Annotated in this window: 18 protein-coding genes and 1 pseudogene; 1 reads left to right on the forward strand and 18 read right to left on the reverse strand. The window is 40.1% G+C overall.

Annotated elements, in window-relative coordinates:
- Nucleotides 1-65 precede the first annotated feature (65 nt).
- From N8L33_RS06020 to N8L33_RS06095, 17 genes and pseudogenes are all read right to left on the reverse strand, one after another.
- Nucleotides 66-1,211 carry an Ltp family lipoprotein gene (locus tag N8L33_RS06020; RefSeq protein WP_261059225.1) on the reverse strand — a complete coding sequence of 382 codons (1,146 nt, stop codon included), beginning with the start codon at nt 1,209-1,211 and terminating at the stop codon, nt 66-68.
- 108 nt (nt 1,212-1,319) lie between these two features.
- The gene (pabB, locus tag N8L33_RS06025) at nt 1,320-3,038 is read right to left on the reverse strand and encodes an aminodeoxychorismate synthase component I (protein WP_261059226.1); all 1,719 of its coding nucleotides are present in this window, start codon (nt 3,036-3,038) and stop codon (nt 1,320-1,322) included.
- A gap of 60 nt (nt 3,039-3,098) precedes the next feature.
- Entirely contained in the window at nt 3,099-9,083 is a 5,985-nt protein-coding gene (locus N8L33_RS06030; RefSeq protein ID WP_261059227.1) for a ZmpA/ZmpB/ZmpC family metallo-endopeptidase, read from the reverse strand.
- Nucleotides 9,084-9,085: 2 nt separating this feature from the next.
- Nucleotides 9,086-9,649, reverse strand: a complete 564-nt coding sequence (locus tag N8L33_RS06035) for a TIGR01440 family protein (RefSeq protein WP_049521452.1) — start codon at nt 9,647-9,649, stop codon at nt 9,086-9,088.
- A 114-nt stretch (nt 9,650-9,763) separates the two neighbouring features.
- A complete protein-coding gene (locus N8L33_RS06040) occupies nt 9,764-11,455 on the reverse strand; it encodes a cache domain-containing sensor histidine kinase (protein WP_261059229.1) in 1,692 nt (563 codons plus the stop codon).
- Nucleotides 11,452-12,189, reverse strand: coding sequence for a response regulator transcription factor (locus N8L33_RS06045; protein WP_261059230.1), 738 nt, complete (start codon nt 12,187-12,189; stop codon nt 11,452-11,454). The genes N8L33_RS06040 and N8L33_RS06045 overlap by 4 nt, the downstream gene beginning before the upstream one ends.
- Nucleotides 12,190-12,259: 70 nt before the next feature.
- The gene (gene msrB / locus N8L33_RS06050; protein WP_261059231.1) at nt 12,260-13,372 is read right to left on the reverse strand and encodes a peptide-methionine (R)-S-oxide reductase MsrB; all 1,113 of its coding nucleotides are present in this window, start codon (nt 13,370-13,372) and stop codon (nt 12,260-12,262) included.
- A gap of 9 nt (nt 13,373-13,381) precedes the next feature.
- Nucleotides 13,382-13,945 carry a redoxin family protein gene (locus tag N8L33_RS06055; protein ID WP_261059232.1) on the reverse strand — a complete coding sequence of 188 codons (564 nt, stop codon included), beginning with the start codon at nt 13,943-13,945 and terminating at the stop codon, nt 13,382-13,384.
- Nucleotides 13,946-13,958: 13 nt separating this feature from the next.
- Nucleotides 13,959-14,669 (reverse strand): thiol-disulfide oxidoreductase-associated membrane protein CcdA2, encoded by a 711-nt coding sequence (ccdA2, locus tag N8L33_RS06060; protein ID WP_261053700.1) that lies wholly within the window; start codon nt 14,667-14,669, stop codon nt 13,959-13,961.
- 328 nt (nt 14,670-14,997) lie between these two features.
- Nucleotides 14,998-15,897, reverse strand: a complete 900-nt coding sequence (locus N8L33_RS06065) for an Rpn family recombination-promoting nuclease/putative transposase (protein ID WP_261041301.1) — start codon at nt 15,895-15,897, stop codon at nt 14,998-15,000.
- A gap of 141 nt (nt 15,898-16,038) precedes the next feature.
- Entirely contained in the window at nt 16,039-16,590 is a 552-nt protein-coding gene (locus N8L33_RS06070) for a GNAT family N-acetyltransferase (protein WP_261053698.1), read from the reverse strand.
- Between the two features lie 246 nt (nt 16,591-16,836).
- Complete coding sequence (gene nadE / locus N8L33_RS06075) at nt 16,837-17,661, reverse strand: ammonia-dependent NAD(+) synthetase (protein ID WP_261059235.1); 825 nt, start codon at nt 17,659-17,661, stop codon at nt 16,837-16,839.
- A complete protein-coding gene (locus N8L33_RS06080) occupies nt 17,658-19,118 on the reverse strand; it encodes a nicotinate phosphoribosyltransferase (protein WP_261059236.1) in 1,461 nt (486 codons plus the stop codon). Before N8L33_RS06080 ends, nadE begins: the two co-directional genes overlap by 4 nt.
- Nucleotides 19,119-19,233: 115 nt before the next feature.
- Nucleotides 19,234-19,296, reverse strand: a pseudogene (locus tag N8L33_RS10225) (DUF6773 family protein); the annotation flags it as partial.
- A 265-nt stretch (nt 19,297-19,561) separates the two neighbouring features.
- Nucleotides 19,562-19,972: a GNAT family N-acetyltransferase gene (locus N8L33_RS06085; protein ID WP_261059237.1), complete on the reverse strand. Its 411-nt coding sequence runs from the start codon at nt 19,970-19,972 to the stop codon at nt 19,562-19,564.
- A 426-nt stretch (nt 19,973-20,398) separates the two neighbouring features.
- Nucleotides 20,399-21,097, reverse strand: a complete 699-nt coding sequence (locus N8L33_RS06090) for a hypothetical protein (RefSeq protein ID WP_261059239.1) — start codon at nt 21,095-21,097, stop codon at nt 20,399-20,401.
- A gap of 33 nt (nt 21,098-21,130) precedes the next feature.
- Nucleotides 21,131-24,019: a CAP domain-containing protein gene (locus tag N8L33_RS06095; protein WP_261059240.1), complete on the reverse strand. Its 2,889-nt coding sequence runs from the start codon at nt 24,017-24,019 to the stop codon at nt 21,131-21,133.
- Nucleotides 24,020-24,208: 189 nt separating this feature from the next.
- Here N8L33_RS06095 and N8L33_RS06100 point away from each other — a divergent pair, with 189 nt between their 5' ends.
- Nucleotides 24,209-25,132 carry a helix-turn-helix domain-containing protein gene (locus N8L33_RS06100; protein WP_261059242.1) on the forward strand — a complete coding sequence of 308 codons (924 nt, stop codon included), beginning with the start codon at nt 24,209-24,211 and terminating at the stop codon, nt 25,130-25,132.
- A gap of 118 nt (nt 25,133-25,250) precedes the next feature.
- Here N8L33_RS06100 and N8L33_RS06105 read toward each other — a convergent pair whose 3' ends face one another.
- Nucleotides 25,251-26,615: an amino acid permease gene (locus tag N8L33_RS06105; protein ID WP_194250452.1), complete on the reverse strand. Its 1,365-nt coding sequence runs from the start codon at nt 26,613-26,615 to the stop codon at nt 25,251-25,253.
- Nucleotides 26,616-26,620: the final 5 nt, after the last annotated feature.

A 26,620-nucleotide genomic window follows, 5' to 3' on the forward strand; every position in this document is an offset into this window, starting at 1 on the left:
TCAGTCATTTATGCAAAGGTTTGCGTAAATGACTTATAAGGAATTTTTTCGCCTACCAGTATCTGTTAATCATCTAAATGATCAATTGCATATTGAGCTTCTTCTTCTGTAAAGCCATCTGCAAAAGAAGTCAATTGATTAAAAAGACCAGATTTAGACATATTAAATAATTTTCTATAGTTCTTAGCATTAAATAAGGCATTATATTTATAATCGGCTTCTAAATGATCAACCGCATATTGAGCTGCATCATTTGAAAATTTATCAAAATCAGAAGTTAATTGACTATACATACGTTTTTTTGACATGTGGAATAATGAATTATAACTTTTTGCCTTTCCTAAAGCAGCAGAATATTCACTATTGCTATCATTACTAGAAGAAGCTGTACTTGCTTGACTTTCCTTCCAAACTCCGTCAGCACCAACATAATAACGTCCACCATCAACCCATTCATTGACAGCCATTTTACCATTCGATTTTAGATAGTAATTCCCTTGCCATGTACTATAAGCATAAGATCCATCTGATTTCAAGTAATACCAAGCTTGATAGGTAGCATCATAAACCCATTCATTGATAGCCATTTTACCATCTGATTTCAAATAGTAATTTCCTTGCCATGCATTGCGAGCATAAGATCCATCTGATTTCAAGTAATACCAGGCTTGGTAAGTAGAGTCATAAACCCATTCACCTTTAGCCATTTTACCGTTTGATTTAAGGTAGTAAGCTCCTTGCCATGTACTGTAAGCATAAGATCCATCTGATTTCAAGTAATACCAAGCCTGATAAGAAGAGTCATAAATCCATTCGCTCTGGGCCATTTTTCCGTCTGCTTTCAAGTAATAGCTTCCCTGCCAAGCATTTTTCACTGGATTTCCATTTCCATCAAAGTAGTACCAAGCACCGTCCTGCTTAACCCAACCACTTGTTGTAGATGAAGTTGTATCAGTTTGAGTTGTAGCCGCTTGTTTTGCTTTAAAAGCACCCTTAGGAGCATTTTTCAATTCGCAAGCCACACCATCATGATCGCGGTCTAACTTGGCAGAATAACCAGGATCCCCCTCATGAAGATCCGAATAGCCATTAGCCCAAGCTTCCGTACAGCTAGAAAAATGAATATTTTCTTCCGCTAAAACTGGTTGTGAAAACAAGGCTAAAACTGGCAAGGTAGCCAGACTCATTTTTAAAAATAGACGTTTGTTCATCTTTTTCTCCCATAATTATGATATCGATTTCATGTTTATTTTATCAGATTTATTTCTTCAATTCAAGGAAAAATCAATCCTAGTTCTCATAACTTTTCATTACAATTCTTATTTTTGAATAAATAACTCATACAAGCCTCTCACAGCATTACAGCCGTAAATAGCTTCTGCTTGAGCTAAATCTTTTAAAGTCAAGACTTTCTCTTCTACTTGTCCTGTTTCTAGTAAATACTGACGATAAATTCCTGGTAAGATACCAAGTCGGACTGGCGGTGTATAGAGTTTTCCAGCAATTTTCAGAACCAAATTTCCTATAGAGGTTTCAAGAAGTTCTCCAGACTTATTGTGGTAAATCTTCTCTTGTTCCCCTAGTCTCAAATGTGGTCTATGAGTCGTTTTAAAGTAGGTGAAAGCTTGCTGTAAATCCGCTTCCTGCAGGCAAAGTTTAGCTTGGCAGAAGGTCGGACTGAGGGGTATTAATACTTGACGATCGACTTCTATTTCTCCAGACTTGCTAAGGCTGATTCGCAAGCGGTAGTCTTGAACAATATCACAAGACTGACACTCCTTCTCTATCTTTTGTTTCAAGTCTTCTGCATCAAATGGATATGCAAAATATCGACTTGCTTTTCTCAGTCTTTCTATATGTTGCTCTTCAAACAGCAGTTGTTTTTGGCTAATTTTTCCAGTTGTAATTAATTGGAAGCGAGCTTGTTTACGATAAAGAACTGCCGACTTTTGATGAACCTCTCGATATTCAGATTCCCAAGTGCTATCCCATGTAATGCCGCCACCTACTCCATAGATGGCTTTCCCTTGATGCAGTTGAATGGTCCGAATGGCAACATTGAAAATCCGTCGCCCATTTGGAAGCAAGAGACCAATCGTTCCACAGTAAACTCCGCGCGGTTGAGGTTCCAAATTTTTGATAATCTCCATAGTCGCAATTTTCGGAGCACCCGTTATGGAACCACAAGGAAAGAGAGAACGGAAGATTTCAATAAGGTCAACATTCTCTCGCAACTGACTCTTGATGGTCGAAGTCATCTGCCAAACCGTTGAATACTGTTCCACTTGGCAGAGACGCTCCACATGCTCACTCCCCACTTCAGAAATACGATTCATATCATTGCGCAAGAGGTCCACAATCATCATATTTTCAGAGCGATTTTTAGGATCCTGCTCTAACCAATTAGCTTGGGCAAGGTCTTCTTGGTCAGTCACTCCACGCTGAGTCGTTCCCTTCATTGGTCGCGTCGTCAATTCACGGTCATTTTGCTCAAAAAAGAGCTCTGGACTCATGGAAATCACTGCCATATCATCATGTTCCACATAGGCATTATAGCCTGCCTCCTGCTCTACCACCATACGATTGTAGATAGCAAAAGGATTAGCACTTAAGTCCTGCTTGAGTTGGACGGTGTAGTTAACCTGATAGGTGTCTCCCTGCCGCAAATGATGGTGAATCTGGGCAATCGCCTTTTCATATTCTGCTTCAGACGTCACTTCCTGCCAATTTGAAGGCAAATCAACCTCATCATAAGTCAAAGGAATTGGAGAGGTCTCCACCCTATCATGAACAGTAAAGTAAAGCAAATACTCGTCCAATAAAGGAGCCTTGTGAACTGCTAATTTCTCCTCAAAAGCAGGTGCAGCCTCGTAGCTGACATAGCCCACCACATAATAGCCTTGCTCTTGGAAACTTTCCACTTGTGCCAGCAAGGCTGTTACTTCTGTTAAATCTCTGGTTTTTAACTCTTTAATGGGCTGGGTAAAGATGTATCTCTCCCCCAAAGCCCTAAAATCAATCACTGTTTTTCTATGCATACCTTAAGTATAGCACAAAATAAGAAAACCCTCATCCGCAAAGCAGATGAGAGATTTCGATTATTTAAAGATTGAAGTTTTAAAACTATTTGTTTGTTGAAGAAGTTTTTTGTATAGTTTTTCTTTAAGCGTAACAGTATTGTCAAATTTAACTGATCCATTCTTAAGAGTAGCTTTATCTTTTTCAACGGCTGCAGCAAATGCATTCTTCAAATCTTCGTAACTACTGTAAGTAGTGCCGTCGATTGTAACTGGGTTAAATCCTGCTTTTGCTTTATCCACAACTTCTTTGAAGTATTCTTTCTTCCACTCTTCCAGTGTACTGAATTTGCCATCAGAAACTTTCTTAATGATGAAGTCATCACCTAGACTAGCATGACCTGCTTGTTTAGACTCATTTTTCAGCATGTTAGAAGCGTAGTTTAAGAATCCTTTTTCATATCCAAAGTAACCCCACATACGGAAGGTGTTATGCTTGAATGACATTGCTCCTGGAGCCCCTTCACTTGTATTACCACCATAAATACCAGCAGTGATAGGCACTGTTACATAGGCAGAGCCAAATCCAGTTGGGTCATAAGTACCATTACCAGGACCATGTTTGGTCATGAAGTTCTTATCTACTAAGTCATTAACAGAAGTCAATTCATATTCTTTTTCTGTTGCATTCAGATCACGAACTTCGTCATATTGATTCTTCGTATTCGCTCCACGTAGTTTTTTATCCACTTTCTTGAACCAAGCGTTGTTTAGTTCTTTGCTGCCTTTATTAAGAACAGCTTCACCTTCAAGGTAGTCAAGAAGCATTAGAGTATCGTTGAAACCTTTCATGTAATGATCGATTTCCGCACGAGATGTAAGGTCATTTGGATTAGTGTTATACCATTGGTTTCCGTCATTTGGACGTTCGTACGCCATGTTCAATCCTAGTGCTTTAAAATCACCGTTTGGACTTGTTTCAGCAGGAGATTGTAACATACCTTGTGCGAATGCTTCTAGGTCAGTACCTTCACGGTGTCTAGAACCACCTAAGTAAACCATACGGTCATTTACGTGAGTCGTTTCGTGAGTAAATGCAGAGATACCAAAGTCACTAATCATATTGGTAACCATGAAGAAGACTGAATCATCTTTATAAGGATTACCGTAGATACGAGCTACAGCTCCCATACGCCAGTCAGTAGCATGATAACGACCGGTTGGTCCGTACAATTCACGAACTGGAGCGACATCTTTACCGCTATTAGTGTGACCGTATTTATCAGTACCTTCTTTGTAGTTTTGGTTATCAAGTACTGGTGTTGGTACCATGTTATTGCTCTTAAGTAGTTGGTTACGAACTTTATCTAATGATAAACGAGACCAGAAGTCTAGGTAGTTTTGTTGAGCTTTAGCAACTTTATCGATTTCAGGTTTGAATGCCTCACGTTCTGCTTCGGTATTTTTACCGTACTTCTCAAATGAACTGTATGCTAGTGTATTGTATGTTGAGATTAAAATCATATGCGCATCTTTTAAGTTCAGAAGTGGTAGAATCATCTTACCGTGCATGTCGTTGTTTAATCCTTCATATGCTCTATGTTTCTTATCAGCAAACTCAGGAGTTGTTGTCTTCGGTTCAACGACATATACGTTATCTTTAGTTGCTTTTATGAACCAATCGTTTAAGTCTGTATCACTTGTGAAGAGTTCCATATTGTATTTCAAGAACTCATGTAAATTACCTTTACCAGTAGCACCAGCAATCACTTCACGATAAGCATCATGAGTACGATCACCCTTAATATAACTTTCTTTAGAGCCAATATTAATGATTCGATCTAGAACACTAACATTCTTACCATAGAAGTCCGGTTTGAATAGCATTAATTCTTTAATGTTAAAGTCATCGAATTTAACTCCGTAGTAACGGTTGAGGTAAGACAAACCAAGAAGAACTGCAGCCTTATTGTCATCGATTTTCTTAATCAAGGCACGTTTTGCAGCTTCATCTGTGTTCAGTTGGTGATCTTCATTTTCCACTAACTTCGTCACGAATTTATTAAGATTATCTTTAACATACTTCAAGCTTTCTTCTAAGTACAAATCCTTAATTGCATTGACTTTGTTGCCACCAGTTCTACCCAAGTGTTGGTAAACCGGGTCAGATTGCAATTCAACTGGACTCAATTTACTTTCGATAGCACTGATTAAATCGGCACGATCTTTTACAACCATGTTTGGCGTGTAAACGACTTCACCAAGTTCAGCGATACTGTATTCTTTCACTTGCTTAACTTGAGAATCTTTTGGTGAAATTGTTAAGATTTCTTTTGTCTTATCTGCATAGTGAATCATAATATGGTCAGCATCTGTAAGGTCTGTGACAAAGTCATTACCTTTCATAGTAGTTACAGACAATACTTCTTTCGTTAACAAGTTTGATCCAGCAGGAATCTTGTTACCTTGGTTAACAATCCATTCTTTGTTGTAGAACGGTTGAAGTTTTTCAACATTACGATAAGCAAGTTCACGAGATGCATCGTAATCTTGAGTATCTTTGTAAGTGTCAGATTTTGGTTTAACATTATTTAATGTATCTGAAACAAGAGGATTGATAACATAATCATTAGCTGTAATTCCTAATGTTGCAATTTTCTGGTCAGCTTCATCTTGAGACACTTCTTTAATTCGGTTAGAAACAGAGAATTTAAATGAACGTTTACCTGTACTTACATCTTTTACAACGAAGTTACGTTCTAAAGCGTTATTTGAGAAGTATCCACCATCTTCGTCGATATCTTTAGATCCATAGAACACTTCACCATTTTCAACTTTCATCATTGACACGGAGTCTGCAACTTTACCCCATGCCCAGTTTTTACTAAGGAAACCACCTACTTCAACAGGTGTATTTACCTTAATAGTTCCTTTCGTAACAGCGTTACGAACAGAACCATATTTACCAATTCCGTTAGGATCAGAACCGTTATCGGATCTAGCAACAAATCCACCGATACGAGCTTTATTAGCAACTATATCAGCTTCTACATATCCTTTATCAACATTACCTTTCCAGATTTCGCCAACCATGCCACCGAAATCCCAACCTCTATCACCTACACCAGTAAGTTTACCAATATAAGCAACATTAGTAAGTTGTCCGCCGTTATCTAATTTGTTAACAAGTCCGGCAATTCCATCTCTACCAGTGATGCTACCAGTTACTTTAATATTCTCAACAGTAGCATTCTTAACAGTTCTAGCAAGAGCAGAAATGTTATCAATCCAAGGCATATTAATATCGACATTAGCCAAGTTAACATCTTTAACCGAACCACCTTCAATACCACCAAATAATTGACGTGTCATATTGTGGATTGAATAACGTTGTCCCTCAACGCTTGATAACTTACCTTTAAATGTACCAGGAACATACTCTTTATTCGGAGTTGGTACATTTGCTGCATTTAGATCTGCACCAAGTTTGAACTCACCGCTAGGGTTAGCTTTCATATCTTTTACAAGCTCATTGAAGTTGTAGTAAACATTACCTTCTTTTGCTTTTTGTTTTTCAAAGTAATGAACATACTCTTCGCTAAGTGTGTTATCAGCATTACGTTGAACTAAGTCTGGTGCTTTGGCAGTAACTTTATATAAAGTTTTTCCGTCTTTTTCTACTTCTTCAATCTTGTCAACAGCAAGTCGTGTAACCTTGTTGTCGTGAGTTGTAACTCGTAGGTAAAGTGGGGCAACATCAGCTGGTTTTTCTGTAAGCAAACTAGTATCTGTTTCATTACCGTCAGCGTCCACACTCATCAAGCTTGTTTCTTTGATATTTTTGATTTCAACTTTTTTGAGGTCAATTCTTAGAGGTTCTTCATTCAGAACTACTTCCTCATCGCCTTCACCACGGTCATAAACCATCTTAGTTTCAATCTTATAATCTTTGTAGTATTGCAAATCTGTCAGGCTAGCTGTTAAGTTATCAGGTGAAACATTCAATGTTTTCACAATCTCATCACCTTTTTTCAGAGTTAAGGTGATAGATTTAATGGCCGCCTTGCTTGGATTTTCCAAGCTGTATTTCACATCTGAAGTACGCTTCAAATCCTTAGGTTCAACTGCTGTGATGGTCAATACTGGTTTTTCAAAGCTCTTAGTACCACGTTTCAAGATTCGGTCTTGAGGTGCCTCAATGATTTCCTCTGTAACTTTTGGAGCGTCTTCTGTTTTAACTCCCTTTATGGTATTAAAGGTCTTAGTGATTTTTTTCTGACCTTCTTTTCCTTCTTGAGCTACGACTTCTAAACCTTTTTTCAGTTGATCATCTTCTTCAATCTTTTCTTTGAATGGAATCTTTTCAAGGCTTTCCTCTACAAGAGTTCCTTCAATTGGTTTTGTACCACGGCTTACCTGTTGATTTACAGGCTCCTTGGTCACTTCCGTACTGGTTGAAAGAACTTGGTCAGTTTTGACACCTTCTACCGTTTTATAGGTTGTTTTGGTAACTTGACTTCCTTTTTCACCATTTCGTAGGACAGTTTCTTCGTCTGTATACTTAGTTGGATCCTCAGTCGTTTCAGTTTTGTAGTCAATTTCTGTAGTTGATTCTTCAACAAGGGTTCCCTCAGTCACCTTATACTCAGGTAACTGATATTGAACAAGTGCTTGACCTTCCTTGCCTGCCTCTTGAGTTCCTTTTACTTCTACTGGAGCTTCTGGTAATTCAGCTTGTGTTAAAGCTTGACCTTCTTTGCCTTCCTCTTGGGTACCTTTCGCTTCTACTTGAGCTTCCGGCAATTCGGGCTGTGTTAAGGCTTGGCCTGCCTTACCTTCTTCTTGCGTACCTTTTACTTCTACTGGAGCCTCTGGTAATTCCGGTTGCGTTAAGGCTTGGCCTACCTTACCTTCTTCTTGAGTACCTTTTGCTTCTACTGGAGCTTCTGGCATTTCTGGCTGTGTTAAGGCTTGGCCTACCTTACCTTCTTCTTGCGTACCTTTTGCTACTTGATGCGTTGGTTCAGCCTGTGGGGTTGGAGTTGGGGCAGGTTGCACCTCTTTCTTCGTTCCGACTGCAATGACTTGTGACACAGGATTCTGAACCACTTGGTCTTCGATGACTTCTCTAACTTCTTGACCATTAACCATTGATACTTTGGTTACAAGGCGACGCTGACCATTTACTCCAGCTGTGACGATACGAGTCTGTCCTTCTGCTAGATTAGCATCTGGGCTTGTGACTGTTTCAAACGGAATCTCCACCAACCTCTCTTCCTGTCTTGTCTGAGGCTTCTCAGAAACTGGTTTTGCTTCAACCGCAGGAGCAACTGGAGTCTCTACTACAGGTTTTTCAACGACAGTTTCCGGAGCAACAGCAGGTCTTTCTTGAACGACTTCTGTTTTCTCGATTTCTTTTGAACTTTGCTTTTCTACTGGCAACTGAGGCTGTTCAGCTGAAGCTGGTCTTGATGGATGGAGCTCTGCTTCCTTGAAATAACCAATGTATTCATAGCCATCAATGTGAATAATCCCTTCAGCCAAGCCTTCATGTGTAGAAGCTGAAATAGTTTGGTTATAAGAAAGCAATTCTTTATTTTCAAACGCAAACGTCCCATAAGGTACAAAGGTGCTAGCTCCTAAAGAACCAATCAAGAGAACACCTAGAACCTCTTTGCGACCTTTTTTGGACACCAAAAAGACTGCTAGAGAAGCCGTTGCCAAGCCAAGGCCTGCTAGAGCTAGCTCCTTACTTCCTGTGTATGGAAGTTGTTGACTGTTAGTTGCTTTCTTGCGATAAACTACATAAAGAATATCATCATCTTGAAATTCTGTAGGAACTTCATGGTGAATCAGAGCTTTTTCAGACTCAGTCAATTCCTGCTCCGCCAAATAACGGTAATGAACGCTATGAGCTCCGCCAACTTCATTGGCTTGTACCTTATCTACTGAAAGGGTACTAGCACCAAAAAGGAAGGCCCCGATGGCTACAGGACCTACCCCAACAGTGAGCTTACGAATTGAATATTTGGTAATTTTTTCTAATTGTTGTTTTGTTTTTCTCATTCTCACGACTTTCTAATAGAATCTTGTGGATAATGCGCACGCGCACCTCCAATTAATTTTGGACGGCTAGCAAGAGCCGTTACATGGGCATGCCCAATTTCTCTCAAAAGAGGGCGAATCGGAACCTGAACATGCTTGACATGCATACCAATTGCAGTGTCTCCGATATCCAATCCAGCATGAGCCTTGATAAATTCAACCTCAACTGGATCTTGCATAAACTTGAAGGCCGCCAACTGACCCGAACCTCCTGCATGAAGAGTAGGAAGGACACTGACGATTTCCAGACCAAACTGCTCTGCAACCTGACGTTCAACAACGAGAGCCCGATTGACATGTTCACAGCCTTGAACAGCTAGATGAATTCCTTTTTCCTCTAGGATATCTAGGATGGTCTTCACAATGATTTCCCCAATTTCTTGGCTAGATTCCTTGCCAATCTGACCACCTATCACTTCACTAGAAGAAAGGCCCAAAACAAAGATAGATCCTTGCTTCAAATTGGCCTTTTCCAACACATCTTCTACAATCTGGCTTGTTTCTCTTTGAATGTCTTTTTCCTTCATACTTGATACCTCTTTTGTCACTATCTATCATATCGTTTTTTCTTGTTTTTAGCAAGATAGACAACCTAGAAAGCTTGCCCAATTACGCATAAAACTCCCAGAATTAACTGGGAGTTAGCTAGTTTCTATTCTATTTATGTATATTTCAACCGTCGTTCCTTTGTCGGGTGTAGAATCAATCTTCATCTGGTAATTGGCTCCAAAATGAAGTTTGAGCCGTTGGTCAACATTTTGCAGACCGACTCCCCCACGTTTGAGTTGACTTTGACTACTATCGCTAGCATCTTGGAAACCCACTCCATCATCCTCAATACGGATGACCAGTCCTGAATCCTGTTTCTGGACAGAAACTCTAATATGTCCTTGACCTTCCTTCTCCTTGATGCCATGGTAAAGAGCATTTTCTACCAAGGGTTGTAACACCAACTTGGGCAAGACTAGATGATTAAAGGCAGGATTTTCAGCAATCTCGTATTCCAGCTTATCTCCATAACGCTGTTTCTGGATAAAGAGATACTGGCGGACATGATTGATTTCATCAGAGAGACAAATCAAATCCTTACCCTGATTGAGAGCCAAGCGGAAATAGGTTGCCAAGGACTTGGTCACCTGAACCACTCGCTGACTGTCCTGAAATTCAGCCATCCAGATGATGGTGTCCAAGGTGTTATAGAGGAAATGCGGATTAATCTGGCTCGATAGAGCTTGAAGTTGGTACTGACGGGTCGTTTCTTCCTGCCTGCGAATATCCGCCATCAGCTGATCAATCTGATCCAACATAGCATTGAACTGGCGAGTCACTTCTCTCAGTTCATGGGCACCAGTTTCCTTGGCACGAAGATTCTGATTACCAGAAGCAATCTCCAGCATGGCATCTCTCAAATCCTTCAAAGGAGCAATCCAGCGTTTAAGACTGAACCACACCAAGCAGAGACAGGCAAGAAGAGATGTGACACTAGCACCAAGCAAGGTCCACATGAGTTGATTCCGAAGCTGGTCTAACTTCTCCAACGAAGACACACCAAGCACCGTCCAATCAGTTCCAGCAATCTTTTCTTGACTGACATAGGATCGGTGGTCTGGAGTGTAACCCTGCCCTGTCTCAATATAGGGTTTCATGGCCTCCATTTCGCTAGACGAACTATAAACTGTATGTTGAGGATGATAAACAAATTCATGGTTTTCATTGATGATAAAGGCAAAGCCCTGCTGCCCCAACTGAAGTTGATTTAGATAGGCTTCCAGAGTTTCATAAGAAATATCCAAACGAAGCACACCCAGATTGGCTCCCTTTACATCAACAAGTTCCTGAGTGACAGAAATGACCCACTGACTGTCCGATTTACGAGCCGGGGTCAAAACAGGCATGGCTCCCTGATGAATGGCCTTTTGGTACCAATCCTCAGCCATCATATCTGAGGAGGTCTTCATTTGCACACTGTCATCTGTAGAAATGACCTGACCGGATTTGATGACCAGAACCACAGCTTTCAAGTCCTGGTCAGCCTTTAAGATGGTCAAAAATAGATCTCGAATTCCCTTGACCTTGTCTTGACTGGGATTCTCAGCATAGTCTAGGACATCCGTCTGCTTGGTCAAACTGGTAGAGGTGGTTTCTAATTTTTTGATATAAGACTGAATAAAGTGGCTAGTCTGGCTGATAGTCGTTTGGCTATTGCCCTCAATGCTAGCCTCAATGGCTGAAGAACTAGATTGATAATAGAAAGTCCCAACCAGAGCCAGGAGGATGAGAAAGACTAGAAAGATAGAAATAACCATTCTGACTAGGAGAGAAGAACGCTTCATCGGCCTTCTCCCTTCTTAAACTGACGAGGTGTCACACCTGCAATCTGTTTAAAACGTTGGGTAAAGTAGTTCATATCTTCAAAGCCAACCTTTTCAGCTATCTCATAAATCTTTAAATCTGTAGTCAGAAGTAAAAGCTTGGCTTGTTTGACACGCTCTCTCACCAGATAATCCTGAAAAGGCAGGCCCAACTCTTTCTTAATCAAAGAACTCAGATAAGTCGGGCTAAAGCCCAAGTCACTGGCCAAGCTCTTTAAACTAAATTGACTATCAGCTAGATGAGACTGGATTTTCTGGGCCATGTTTCCTTCAAACTTATCGGTTAATAAATCTTGTAACTGCTCTTCTTTTTCTTCCTTGTCCAACTTTTGCTTGATTTTCCCCAGCATTTCCTCAATATCCTGACGAGAAAAAGGCTTAAGCAGGTAGTCATCCACACCTAGTTTGACAGCAGACAAGGCATAATCAAAATCATCGTAGCCTGTCAAAAAAACTAGATGAATCTGAGGATAGGTTTCTCGGACCAGACTGGCCAACTGGATGCCATTTAGCTGAGGCATGTTGATATCGGTTAAAATGATATCTGGCACCTGCTTTTGTATCAATTCCCAAGCCTGCCTTCCATTTTCAGCTTGACCGATGATTTCCATATCGTAGGCTGCTACATTGACCAGCTTGGTCAAGCCTTGTCTTACCAGATATTCATCTTCTACGATTAAGATTGTGTAGGTCATGCTTCTCTCCTTTGTCACTTACTAGTATCAGTATAGCAAAATTCTCCGCTAACTGCTTAGGAAAGACCTCTTAATCAACATAATCTAGTAAATAAGCATAGCCTTTTTCTTCCATTTGGTCTTTGGGAATAAAGCGGATAGAGAGACTATTGATACAGTAGCGCAAGCCACCCTTGTCCTGTGGTCCATCCGTAAAGACATGGCCAAGGTGAGAATCTCCCACTCGGCTCCGCACTTCCATGCGTGTCATATTGTAGGACTTATCTTCCTTGTAGGTGGCAACATCTGGACTGATTGGTTGGGTAAAACTAGGCCATCCACAACCAGACTCAAACTTGTCCTTTGATGAAAAGAGAGGTTCGCCAGTGGCCACATCCACATAGATACCAGATTCAAATTTATCCCAGTAGCGGTTTGAAAAAGCTCGTTCTGTTTGATTTTTCTGGGTGACTGCATACTCCTCAGGTGACAAGGTCTTCTTCAATTCCTCATCACTTGGTTTAGGATATTTGCTGTCATCGATGACGGGATAGGCAGCCTGATTAACATTGATATGGCAGTAGCCATTTGGATTTTTCTTGAGGTAGTCTTGATGGTAATCCTCTGCCACCACAAAATTCTTCAAGGGCTCCTTTTCAACTGCTAGAGGTTGGTCGTATTTCTTAGCCACCTCATCAAAGACTTGATTGATTACTTCCAAATCCTTGTCATCTGTGTAATAAACACCGGTACGGTACTGGGTCCCCACATCATTTCCTTGTTTATTTTTACTGGTTGGATTGATAATGCGGAAGTAATGAAGCAAGATTTCCTTGAGGGAAATTTGATTAGCATCATAAGTAACATGGACAGTCTCTGCATGACCTGTTTGGTTAATCAATTCGTACTTGGTTGTTTCCCCTCTACCGTTTGCATAGCCTGAAACGGCATCTGTCACTCCGGGAACGCGTGAAAAGTATTCCTCCACTCCCCAGAAACAACCCCCAGCTAGATAAATTTCATGCAAGTCTGCGTCTTTACTAATTTCTGTTTTTTTCACTGTTTTTCCTCCTTGGCTGACTGCAGCCTTCTCAATTTGCGAGCTATCTGTCTGCCCTGCATTTCGCATCAATAGAAAATAGAAACCGGTTATGGCTAGGAAAAAAATCCCTGCCAAGACAAACAATTTTACTTTATCATTCATGACCTTTCTCTACCCCATTTCTTTCAATTCTTTTAAAATCATATCCTTATCCATAAAACCTGGTTGCGTTTTGACCAGTTTGCCTTCCTTGTCTATAAAGGCTTGAGTTGGGTAAGAACGGACACCATAACTTTCCAAAAGCTTGCCTGACGGGTCAATTAAAACTGGGAAATTTTTATAATCCAAGCCCTTGTACCAGTTTTTAAAATCCGCTTCTGGTTGCTCCCCCTTGTGCCCAGGAGACACCACTGTCAAGACTACATAGTCGTCTCCAGCATCCTTAGCAATTTCATCCGTATCCGGAAGACTAGCCAGACAGATAGAACACCAAGAAGCCCAGAATTTAAGATAGACTTTCTTGCCCTTGTAATCAGACAAGCGGTAGGTCTTGCCATCTACTCCCATCAATTCAAAGTCAGCGACTGCTTGACCCTTGGTGGCAGTTTGAGAGCTGACTTGTTCTGTTTTTGTTTGCTCCTTCATAGTAGCTTCGTCTGACATATTTTTAGCCGAACAGGCTGCCAAGCAACAGATTGAGCCTACTCCAAGGAGACATGTTTGCCATTTTTTCATTTCTTCTTCCTCTCTATTCAAATAATGTAGTCAAAATGGAAGCATTTCCCAAAAGCACCAAGATTCCCATCACGATAATGAGGAAACCACCCACTTTTTTGAGGGTTCCTAGATAAGGATGGAGCTTTCGGAAATGTTTCAAAACATAGCTGGAGGCTAGAGCTAGAACCAAAAATGGTAGCGCCAAACCCAGCGTATAGATTAACATGAGGCCAGCTCCCTGCCAAGCACCTGAGCCACCTGAAGCCGCCAAGGCCAAAACAGAGCCAAGGACCGGCCCCACACAAGGCGTCCAAGCAAAACTAAAGGTCAAGCCCAGTAAAAATGCCTGATTATAACCGTTACCCTTTTGCCCCTGTCCCTGTAATTGTAGCCTTCTTTCTTTGTAGAGTCCCTGAAAATGTAAGACTTCCATCTGGTGTAAGCCCAAGAGAATGATTACCGCACCCGTCACATACTGAAACCAAGAAGCATAAAGCAAATTGCCTAAAAAACCAGCTCCATAACCTAGTAAGATAAAAACAAAGGAAATCCCTATTATAAAAGCTAGAGTTCGCAATAAACTAACAAGTGAGATTGAAAATTTGCCACTAGAAGCCTGAGCACCGTCTTTGTCATCCAACAAGACTCCTGCATAGACCGGTAACAAAGGTAAAATACAAGGAGAAAAGAAGGAAAGAATTCCAGCAAGAAAAACACTGATAAAAAAGATAATATTATCCATTGCCTTCCTCCATTCTTTGATTTGATAGGACTATTATAGCCCCAAAACTCCAGAAAAAACAGGGACAATGATAGGGAAAAATAGGAATTTAATCAGGTTATACTTCAAATAAATCAAAAAAACATGAGTAAAAGGGTAAGCTATCTTAGTTTTTTGAGCCAACATTTAGTAAATTAAAAAACAGATTCTTCCATCTATCGCGGAAAAATCTGTCATTGATTTACTGATTTACAAAAACTCCAACCACGGTTTACGAACCTTATCTTTGCTGGTTCCTCTGTATTTTTTAGTTCTAAGAACCCCATTTTAACCATTATTGGTAATAGTCTTACAACAAGGCCTCAAACTCAGCGACGGTCATTCCCAATTGCTGGCTGGCAACCTCAGGTGTTAGAAGACCTTGGCGAACTAGATTTACTAAACCTACTTTTAACCCCTCTTTGATACCCTCTGCACGGCCACGTTCTAAGCCTTTTTCTTCAGCTTGCTCCAAGGCATAGTCATGAGCCAATAATGCTTGTTCTTCTCGCATACGTAGTTGACTAAACATTTTCCTGTCCTCCTCGGACCAGCTCTTGTAGTCCAGCAGTTGGTCTGCTTGGCTGATGGCTCGCTCAGGTTGCTGGGTAAAGGGTTTATTCCCGAAAAACTCCAACCACGGTTTGCGAACCTCGTCTTTGCTGGTTTCTCTGTATTTTCTTAATTCCAAGAACGCCATCTTGACCAGATGGTTTTCTTGACAGTTATTTGTGATGGTTAAGACATCACCTGTCGTGTCTTCGCGCATACTAAAACTGTGAAAGGCTAAATCATCTTGGAAGTAATTACTATCTACGATAGCAATAGCATAAACAGGTGCGATGTGTTTGTAACTCTGGTGTGTATCACCTTCTCGTTGACGAATTTTTTCTAGGTTTTGATTAACCTGACTGCACAGGTAAGCCCACAGACGATTGATGAAAAAATTCTGATGATGCACCTGAATCTCAATGATTACTTGTGTCCCATTGTCTAACTCTGCCAAAACGTCTATACTAGTGTAAAAATCCTGAGCCGAGTACGGTAGGGAAGGCAAGACATGAATGTTACTCCCCTCCAAAATGGTTACATTTTTGGCTGGTAAATCCAACATATCACGGATAAATTGACAAGTGATTTCTGGATTGCTAAAGATTTTCTTAGCAACCAAATCATTGGTCGGGCTAATGCCCGGATGACGTACAGTCATATTTCTTCTCCTTTCATTATAGCACATTTTTAAATCTAGGTTTACTAGATTCACTGCTACTATCTATTTATTCGGAAAAGAAAGGATAAATGAAATAGTATATAAAAAATAAGAACAACGGATAATCGATAAATGTTAAGCTTATCTATTCTCCTTGCTTATCTGATAATAAATAAGGTCCGCAAGATAGCCTTTTCTCTCTACACCATTGGTAATAGTCTTTAGATAGGACATTCCAGCCTTCTCCATGACACGACCTGAAGCTGGATTGAGACTGGCATGACGTGCCTTGACTTCTTGAAAACCTGCTTGAGTAAAACAAAAGTCCAAGACAGCTTTCAATGCCTCTGTCATAATCCCATGTCCCCAGTAAGCCTTGCCTAGCACATAGCCAATTTCACAACTTGAATCTTCCTCATCCATCTCAACGATACTGATATCCCCGATCACTTGCCCTGGCTTTTCTTTGAGACAAATGGCCCATTTGTAATAGTTGGGATTGGTATAGGAGGCAACCCAATTTCGAATCGAGTTTCGAGTGATTTCGACATTAGAATGGGGATCCCAGGTAACATAGGTCAGATTCTCAGCGGATGAAGCCCAATTCTGAAACATGGCTTCTGCATCACTTTCCACAAATCTTCGCAAGATTAAACGATCTGTCTGTAATATTTGCGTACCGATTGCTTTCATGACGCTACCTCGCTTTCTGATAGATGATTCTCTGCCCAACCTCAATTTAAATTTACTTTGCTTTTGAATTTCAATGTAATAAGCTAAAAAGGTCCACCGGACCTTCCTCGCTTTCTTATTTCTAAACTCGGCGTAAAAAGTTCTCTCACTTTCTTATTTCAAGGTGAGAGGCTGAAAACCTCCACTGAAGGTTATTCTTGCTTCCCAGTTTCTAGGCAAGAAGCTAAAAAGGTCCCCCGGACCTTTTTACTCCCAAAAGTTATCGAATACAGTGATGGGTAGGTGGCGTTTGTGTTGGCCTTTGTGCCACCAGTTTTCGATTCTTGCTTGGGCTTCTGGGCTGATTGTTTTGCCTTCTAGGTAGTCGTCAATCTCTTCATAGGTGACTCCGAGGGCTACTTCATCAGCTAGACCTGGTTTATCTTCTTCTAGGTCTGCTGTTGGGATTTTTTCATAAAGTGCTGGGTCTGCACCAAGTTCCTTCAATAGTTGTTTTCCTTGGCGTTTATTGAGGCGGTAAAGAGGGAGAATATCCGCACCACCGTCACCAAACTTGGTAAAAAAGCCTGTGATATTTTCCGCAGCATGGTCTGTCCCAATGACCGCTCCGCTATGGGAACCAGCAAGGGCATACTGAGCAATCATACGGCAACGAGCCTTGATATTGCCCTTGTTAAAGTCTGAAACAGAGCTACCTGTCGCTTCTACTGCAGCTGTCATGGCATCAGCTGATTCCTTGATATTGACGACTAAACTGACATCAGGCTGGATGAAGGCTAGGGCTTTTTGAGCATCTGCTTCATCAGCTTGCACTCCATAAGGCAGGCGGACAGCGATAAATTTGTAGCTGTCATCTCCAGTTTCTGCTCGCAGTTCTTCCATAGCCAGTTGAGCCAAACGTCCTGCTAAGGTTGAGTCTTGTCCTCCAGAAATCCCTAGTACAAAGGTTTTAAGAAAGGGATGTTTTTTCAGGTATCTCTTTAAGAAATCAATAGAACGACGAATTTCTTCTTGAGCATCAATCACTGGTTTCACGCCCAGTTCTTGGATAATCGCTTCTTGCAAACTCATTCTTCTTCTCCTTCACCAAGGGCTTCCTTGCGCATCTTGTCAATCAAGTCCATCTTGTCTTGCCATACATCACGCGCCAAATCCACTGGATAATGCTGTGGATTCAGCACGCGCTTGTACTCATCCCACAACTTATCAAATTCCTTACGGGCATAATCCTGAATCTCAGTCAAGCTAGGCAGGTTGTAAATCAATTTCCCGTCTTTGAAAATATCCACCAAGAGAGGAACAGCATCAAAATTACGAACGGTCTTCTTGATGTAAGTATAAGTCGGATGGAACATCTTGATTTCAGTCATGTCGCTCACATCCACACCATCATAAGTGATGTAGTCGCCCTCTGACTTGCCTTTTTCACGACTGGTAATGCGCCACACCTGCTTCTTACCTGGCGTCGACACTTTTTCCGCATTATTAGACAGCTTGATGGTGTTGCGCATCTGGCCATTTTCATCTTCGATGGCAACAATCTTGTAAACTGCCCCAAGAGCTGGCTGGTCATAGGCTGTAATCATCTTGGTTCCAACACCCCAGACATCAATCTTGGCCTTTTGCATCTTGAGGTTGAGGATAGTATTTTCATCCAAATCATTAGAAGCATAAATCTTAGCCTCTGTAAATCCGGCCTCGTCCAGTTGCTGACGGACTTTCTTGGAAATGTAGGCAATATCCCCAGAGTCAATCCGCACACCCATAAAGTTAATCTGGTCACCCAGCTCACGCGCCACCTGAATGGCAGCTGGCACACCGATGCGAAGGGTGTCATAAGTATCCACAAGAAAGACACAGTTTTTGTGGGTCGCAGCGTAAGCCTTGAAGGCCTCATAGTCATTGCCATAAACCTGTACTAAGGCATGGGCATGAGTACCCAAGACAGGAATGTCAAAGAGTTTACCTGCACGCACATTGCTGGTTCCATTGGCGCCACCAATCACCGCTGCGCGTGTTCCCCAGATAGCCGCATCCATTTCTTGCGCCCGACGTGTTCCAAACTCCATCAAAGGTTCATCTTCGATGACCGAACGAATACGAGCTGCCTTAGTAGCGACCAAAGTCTGGTAGTTAACGATGTTCAAAAGAGCTGTTTCGACCAACTGACATTGGGCTAGAGGGCCTTCCACCTGCACAATCGGTTCATTAGCAAAAACCAGATCCCCTTCTTGGGCAGAACGAACGGTCAACTCCAACTTGAAATTGCGGAGATAGTCCAAGAATGCCCCATGATAGCCAAGCGACTCCAAATAGGCGATATCACTCTCAGAAAAACGCAAGTCTTCAAGATAGTTCACAATTCTTTCCAAACCAGCAAAAACTGCATAGCCGTTCTTAAAAGGCTGTTGGCGAAAATACACCTCAAAGACCGCCTTCTTATTGTGAATCCCTTGGTCAAAGTAAACCTGCATCATGTTAATCTGGTACAAGTCCGTGTGCAATGTCAAACTATCATCTGGATACATACTTTTCCTACTTCCTTAGCTAGAAACCCATGAAAATTTTCAAGAACTTTCATGTATTCCAATAAATTAGTACTATTATATCACATTTTAGCTGGATTGAGAAAAGAGTAACAAACTATTCTCCACTCTCCAGTTCATCCATGTCTTGCTCGAACTTTTTCTGGGCCCATTCGCCATAACCCAATGCAATATATAAATGTCATTTTGTAAAATTTTATTAACAAAAAAACTCTCTACCATAAAAAATAGAGAGTGTTGAATCTAAATATATGATTTCAAAATTTCGACGACAGCAGTTCTTTTCTTAATCTGATAGGAGTTGATTCCCAATTTCTCAACTGCGATTGTATTGTCCTAAATATCGTCTAGAAAGACACAATTTGTAGGATTTAACTGGTATTTATCGAGACTTATGTCAAGCTCCCCTCTTTGCTTTATTCTCCTTACAAATCCTTTTGGTAATAAAATCTTTGCCCTGTATAGGGATAGTTTTTTAAAACAAAGACTTCCTTGTAGCCATGCTTCTGATAAAAGTCCGGTGCCTGAAATTGGTAAGTATTGACAAAGGCAAAACGACAGTTTCGATTCTTAGCTTCACTTTCTACCTGCTGCAATAGTTTTGAACCGATTCCTTGCCCTCGTAGTTCCTCTTTCACAAACAAATACTCGATTTCTAGCCAATTTCCAAAAGTCTCAGCAACCAAGCCAGCCATAAGATTGCCGTCTTCATCTTCAACATAAAGATTCAATGACTCACTTTCAGCCTCTTCTCTTTTTGAACGGTTATAAGCACGAATCAAATTCCCAATTTCTTGCGCCTTCTGGGATTCCTCATTTTCCAATCTAAAGTACATCCAAACCTCCTCGAGAACGATTACAGCTTGATTATAGCCTTATTTCAATAGACTGTCAAACCAAAGAAAAATTGAGCATATCAGCTTGCATAAACATCAAATGAACAAACAAGCAGCCCCTATTGGAGATGCTTGTTTCTTCGTTGTGATTGCTATTTTTATCAACTCAATAAAATACTATCACTGCTTATATTCTTTTAATTTATAATCGAATAAATGATAGGGCATTTTTAAAAACTACCTTCGTGGATAACATGTAGAAAATCTCCGTATAAGAAAACTATATTATTAAATTTTTTCAATATATTCTGCTCTACATTTTTTATTTTATAAACTTTTTACCCAGCCTATTTTATATGATTTTTGGTCCAAGGATATTTCAAATGTAAGTTTCTATTACCACTTTACGGTTGCTAAAACTACTTTTTATTCCCCAAAGACTCCTATTCTCACTGTACGATGTAATTTCTGAGTCTCTAATAAATGAATTGTTTGAATGACAGATTGATAATTAGCGTTTGCTTGAATAGAAGCAAGACTCTTTTGCATAACTTCTTGACTATACTCTACCTTATCACGGTGTTTCTCCTCGGCCAATAAGTTTGCTGCCTCTTTAAAATTATCGGCTCTATAAGTCTCTAAATAACTATAAAGTAAATAAAGATCATTCATATTAAAGTAAGTTTCTGGAATTTCTCTTTTATATGCCAAAAACTGTTCATCTTTCATCAACTCAATACCTTTTTGGCGATAAGCATTAGAAGCATCATTATTCGCAGCATTTGTAAATTCTTTTTTTGCAATGTGCTTATACACAGCTTTTACAATCAGAACAAGTGGGGAAAACAGAAGTTGGAAAACCACATAACCAAGCACACCTCCAATAATATATTCGGTTAATGATAGTACAGTTCCTTGAAGTATTCCTAATAAGGCACAAAATGCTATAAAACCTAATACACTTAAATTATATACTTTTTTAAGCTTGCCATAGTTCCCCATAATACCACTATATGCTTTATTTTGTTCTGCTGAAATAGCTTTATTCAAGTCAGATACAGCTTTCAAAACTTGGAAACTATATCCAAACATTTCAATCAATTGTTCTCTACTATATTTGTTCATAATTCAAATTTCCTATCTTTAATCACCCTTAATTTAGTTTTTCCTCTTAACAAATAATCCTGCTAGACCAATCATTGCTAATAATCCGTAGCCAACTGCAACAATTGAATTTGCTACCCTAGAATTTTCTCCTGTATTTGGTAACGTATATTGTTCTGCTGATTTATCTGCCGGCATGTCTGCTGACTTATCTACTGGTTTATCCACTGATTTATCTGCCGGCATATCTGCTGGCTTATCTGCTATCTTGTCTGCTGATTTATCTACCGGCTTGTCCGCTGGCTTATCCACTGGCTTATCCACTGGCTTGTCCGCTGGCTTATCCACTGGCTTGTCCGCTGGCTTATCCACTGGCTTATCTGCTGGCTTGTCCACTGGCTTATCTGCTGGCTTATCTGCTGGCTTATCTGCTGGCTTGTCTGCTGGCTTATCCGCTGGCTTATCCGCTGGCTTGTCCGCTGGCTTATCCGCTGGCTTATCCGCTGGCTTGTCAATGATAGCACTTGGATCCAACTCTGGCAATTCATCCTCAACTGGTGCGTCTTTTGGTGTCGCACCAATACCATCAGGATTTTGTTTTGTAGTCAAATCACTTGGAATGTCAGCTGTGATATCCAACTCTGGTAATTCATCTACAGTTGGAGCTACTTTTGGTGTTGCTCCGATACCGTCAGGATTTTGTTTTGTATTCAAATCACTAGGGATGTCAGCTGTGATATCCAATTCTGGTAATTCATCTACTGTTGGGGCAACTTTCGGTGTTGCTGAAATGACACGGTTACCATCAGTATATACATTTAGCATCTTATCGATTGAAAAGATATCTGATTTGTATTTGTGGTCAGCTTGTGCTTGTGTCAAACGAGCTTTGGCATCCGCTAAGTCTTGCTCTGCAACTGTGATGCGTTGTTCCACGTTTGTTCTATCTGCTTCTGCCTGTGTTAAACTTGCACGCAATTGTGGTAATTGCGCGTGGACACGCATAGCATTATCACGTTTGCTTGTTGCCGCATCAATTTCACTTTGAATTGTGTTGATACGTGCAGTTACATCGTTTACACGAGCAGTTGCTTTATCCAACTCTTTTTGTTTTTGAATAACAGCATCTGCTTTGTCTTGAGCGGTCGCTGTAAGTGTAGCTAAATCAGATTTTGCTTGATTTAGAGCTGTTGTCGCATTCGTACGTGCTGTAGCAATATCATTCAATTGGTTGTTTAAAGCATCTAACTCTTGAGTCAAATCAGCTTTCTTCGCAACTAATACGTCACGTTCTCGTTCTTGTGTCGCTTTTTGAGATTTCAATGCATCTAACTCGGCTTGCATTTTTGGTCTGTCATCGATGATTTGACGTTTAACAAATACATAATGAGTGTCTGCGATAAACTTCATCTTTTTACCATAGAATGTTGGGTTCATTGGGTCATCTTGTTTGAAGTTATTACTGTGGTCCAAATAATCCTTCTCATCTTGACTTTGGTTTAGGGAATAGAACATTTGGTCATCTTCATTCCATTCATAGGTTGAACCTTTGTGCGCACTAGCATTGAATGAACCGAAATAAGTTGTTTTGTCTTTTCCATCAATGGTTGAAACGGCAACACCCATTTTGCCACCGGTTGGTGTCAATAAGTTTTTGCGGTGTCCGTATTTCAAACCTCGCACATTTGCGTAGTCCGAGTAGTATGTCAACAACATATCATAAGCCAACGTTTCATTAGTTACGATATGGTCAAATGTTAAATATTCACCGTCGCGACCGATAATTTGGCCTGATAGCCCGCCAAGAATGTTTTCAACGTTTTGGTCTGGTTGCACCCCTTTGATATAGCCCGGTTTGTCTGTTAAACTGGTACGGTGTGATAATACGCCTGTTTTCTGCATTTCATCAGCACGTTTTTGCGCGTATGCAAGGTACTCATCGTCAACTACCATATCACCCTTCAAATTGTTATTAACACGTAGTTGATTAAGCAATTTGACAAAGGCGTCTGAAATACCTTTGTTATCTACCTTGTAACGGTATGTTGGGCGTTCTTTGTATTTACGAGTTGTCCAATCATATGGCGCTTTCTTATAGGCTGCTAAAGCATCTGCGAAATCAATCATATCTTTAGTTGCGTCAATTTCTTTGATGTCAACACCTTGGAAGTTAACCGGTTCCATTTGGTTGTTACGGAAGAATCCATGGTTATACTCATAATCATTAAGGTTATCATGAGCTGTATGATTACGTTCATCAGGATTTAAATCTGTCGAAATAACTTTAACTCTATAGTTATCGATTTCCCCTTGTTTAGCAGCAATTTTAGTGTCTGTAGCTGTGATTTGTGCACCTTTAGCGTTCAAATCATTATCAACGTTTGAAATTTTGCTAGTTGTGTTTGTGATGTTTTTACGTACATTAGCGTCTGTGATTGCGTCAAGGTCGGCTTGTTTCGTATCAACATCAGCTTTCTTAGCGTCACGGGCGTTATCGGCGTCTGTTTTTGCAGTATTAGCATTGTCTAATGCTGTATGTGCATCACGTTCACCATCTTTAGCGGTATTCAAATCGTTTGTTGCGTTTGTCTTGTCCGCTGTTTTGTTAGTGATAATATCGTTTTGAGCATTGATGATTTTGTTTGCGTTATTAGCAGTGTCGATGTCTTTATTCATGGTGTCAATTTTGTCATCAGCTTTTACTTTATCAGCTTTTGCTTGGTCGACTGTGCCTTGTTTTGCGTTGACATCAGCTTGCGCCTTATCTACATCTGCTTTAGCATTTTTAACGTCTTGTTCAGTAACATGAACAGGGGTCGTCTTCACCGTAGGTTTGGGTTGACCAGAATCCACCTCTTCTGCTTGGACAGTTGTATTTGCAACACCAGTCCCAACAAGAATAGTTGTCAAACCAGCGCTTAATAAAATATCTTTTTTCTTCATATTGGCTCCTTTTTATTTTTTTGTATAGTATACAGTAAATAATCCCCTTTTTGGAGCTTTCTATTATAAACAGTATAATTTTATTCCTTATCTTGAGTTTTAAACAAAAATCTGCTAAAAACAGTAGATTTTTTCAAAATTATAAAAATTTAAGTTATAATAAAATAAATTAAGACTAAGGAGACTATCATGGAATTTAAACACTATGGAGAAATCATTCAAAAAATCCGTCAAGATCGTAATATGACCCTCAAAGAGGCTGCTGGAGATGTCATTACTCCCAATAACCTCAGTCGCTTTGAAAAAGGATTATCTTCTATCAAAGTCGATACTTTTTTTGAAATTTTGAGCAGATTTAATTTAGATGAGATAGACTATGCAGAAGTGTTACATATTCAAAATGATGGATCTCAAAGAGTAAAACAAATTATAAATGCATTGTCTAAAAATGATAGAACCAAAGCTATACAAATACTAGGAAAGAAAAGTGAGTGGGGAAATATCATAGAGTATTACACACTAAAATTAGGCATTTTAAATCAAGAAAATGAAATGGATAAATTGACTCCTGATCAAGTAGAAGCTATTAATTACTTGATCAACTATATATTTAGTCTTGATACTCTTTATATTCGTGATTTTACTATTATTGAAATTCTTTTACAATTTAATATTCAATCTTTTGAGTTAAAATTCCTTGAATACCTCGAAAAACTCATTATTAAAGGATTGGAAGATTCTAATAATGATGAGTATTTTTATCGCAGATATGCTATGACTGGACTGTTTTTAATTAGAACATATTCTCGCTATGGATACTACGATAAAGCAGAAAAGCTCATCTATAAGTTGAATATCATAATAACTCAAGAATTCGCTTGCGAATTTGCAATATTTCCCCTATTTCTTTTAAAAATGTATGAAGTTTACAATCTACTTCGACAAGATAACCCTAAGGCTATTGAACGAGCTAATACTGTTATTCATTACATGGATGCCCAAAACGACCTCTTCCCACTAGCATACCTGTTTGAAACTAAGAACATGTTCATCCAAGACGTTCAACGACTGAATAAAACTGGCATTCCATTCCCTCCAGAAAATGAGGAATAACTATCAACACCAGTCTAGAGCAAAATGTTTATAACTTCAAAGCACCAAAGTCACTCTGGTGCTTTTTATCTTTATTTTAAATCAAAAACTCACCAACCTTAGTTGATGAGTCCTTAAGCTATTTTCTAAATTTCCACTGGCTATAAATCCCGAAACCGATAATCCAGATAGCTGAGCCGATTGCTCCTACAAATGTAGACTCTTGTAAAAAGAGGGTTACAAAGACAAAGGTAAAGAAGAGCATGGTTAAAGGATTTAGGAAACGATAATGGGGCATGAGATAACCATCCGCCATAAAGTCTTGTGACTTACGGTATTTAAGGTGAGCCACCATAATCAAGATATAAATGGCGATATAAACACCTGATGACGATGCCGTAATCAAGGCAAAGGCATCGGAAACACCTGGCAAGACATTAATAAAGGCTGCTAGGGCAATCAAGATTGCTGAAGCGATGATGGCATTTTGTGGTACATTGTGGCGAGAAAGAGTATCTGCTTTGATAGCCTTTAAGAATGGATTTGGCGAATCATGGGCAATCTGGTACAAATGACGCCCTGTTGAGTAAAGGGTTGAGTTAAGAGCAGACGCTGCTGAGGTCAAAACGACGAAGTTAATCAAGGCTGCCGCCCACTTGATTCCAGCCAATTCAAACACCGTAACAAATGGAGAATCAGCCGATGCTAGTTCACGCCAAGGAATGATAGCCATAATAGCTAATAGGGCACCTCCATAGAAAAAGGCGATACGCAAAGGAATTTCCTTAACAGCTTTTGGCAAGACCTGACGTGGATTTTTTGTTTCAGAAGTTGTTACCCCGATAAACTCAATCATGAGATAGGCAAAGAATACCATCTGGAAGGCCATGACAAAGTTCACTCCACCATTTGGGAAGAGGGAGAAATTGTCAGCAATATTGGCCAAACTTGCTACTCCATGAGGTGTCTTAAAGCCTGTCAAGACCATAAAGACCCCTGTTGCAATCATGGCTAAAATAGCCACAATCTTGACCATAGCAAACCAAAACTCAACTTCCCCAAAGAGCTTCACCGCAATCAGATTGACTAAAGCTAGAATGGTCAAAAATCCAATCTCAATCATCCAACTTGGCCAGCTAGGGAACCAAAACTGAACATAGTGAGAGATAGCAGTGATTTCCGCCATACCGATAAAGACAACGGATAGCCAGTAGGACCAAACTGAGAAATAACCCCAGCCCTTACCTAAATGGCGCGTGATAAAGTTGATAAAGGTATGTTGCTCAGGATCTTGATAAAGCATTTCCCCAACCGCACGCATCATGAGGAACATAAAGGCTCCAGTAATCATATAAATTAGTACAATGGAAGGACCTGTTAAGCTGATAGAGCGACCTGCTCCCAAAAAGAGTCCTGTTCCAATTGTTCCCGCAATGGCCATAACCTGCACGTGACGATTGGTCAGACCACGCTCCATCTTATTTTTTTTCTTCTTTGAACTCATATCGT

It is taken from the genome of Streptococcus mitis (assembly GCF_946188695.1).
In the GTDB taxonomy this organism is placed as follows: domain Bacteria; phylum Bacillota; class Bacilli; order Lactobacillales; family Streptococcaceae; genus Streptococcus; species Streptococcus mitis_DF.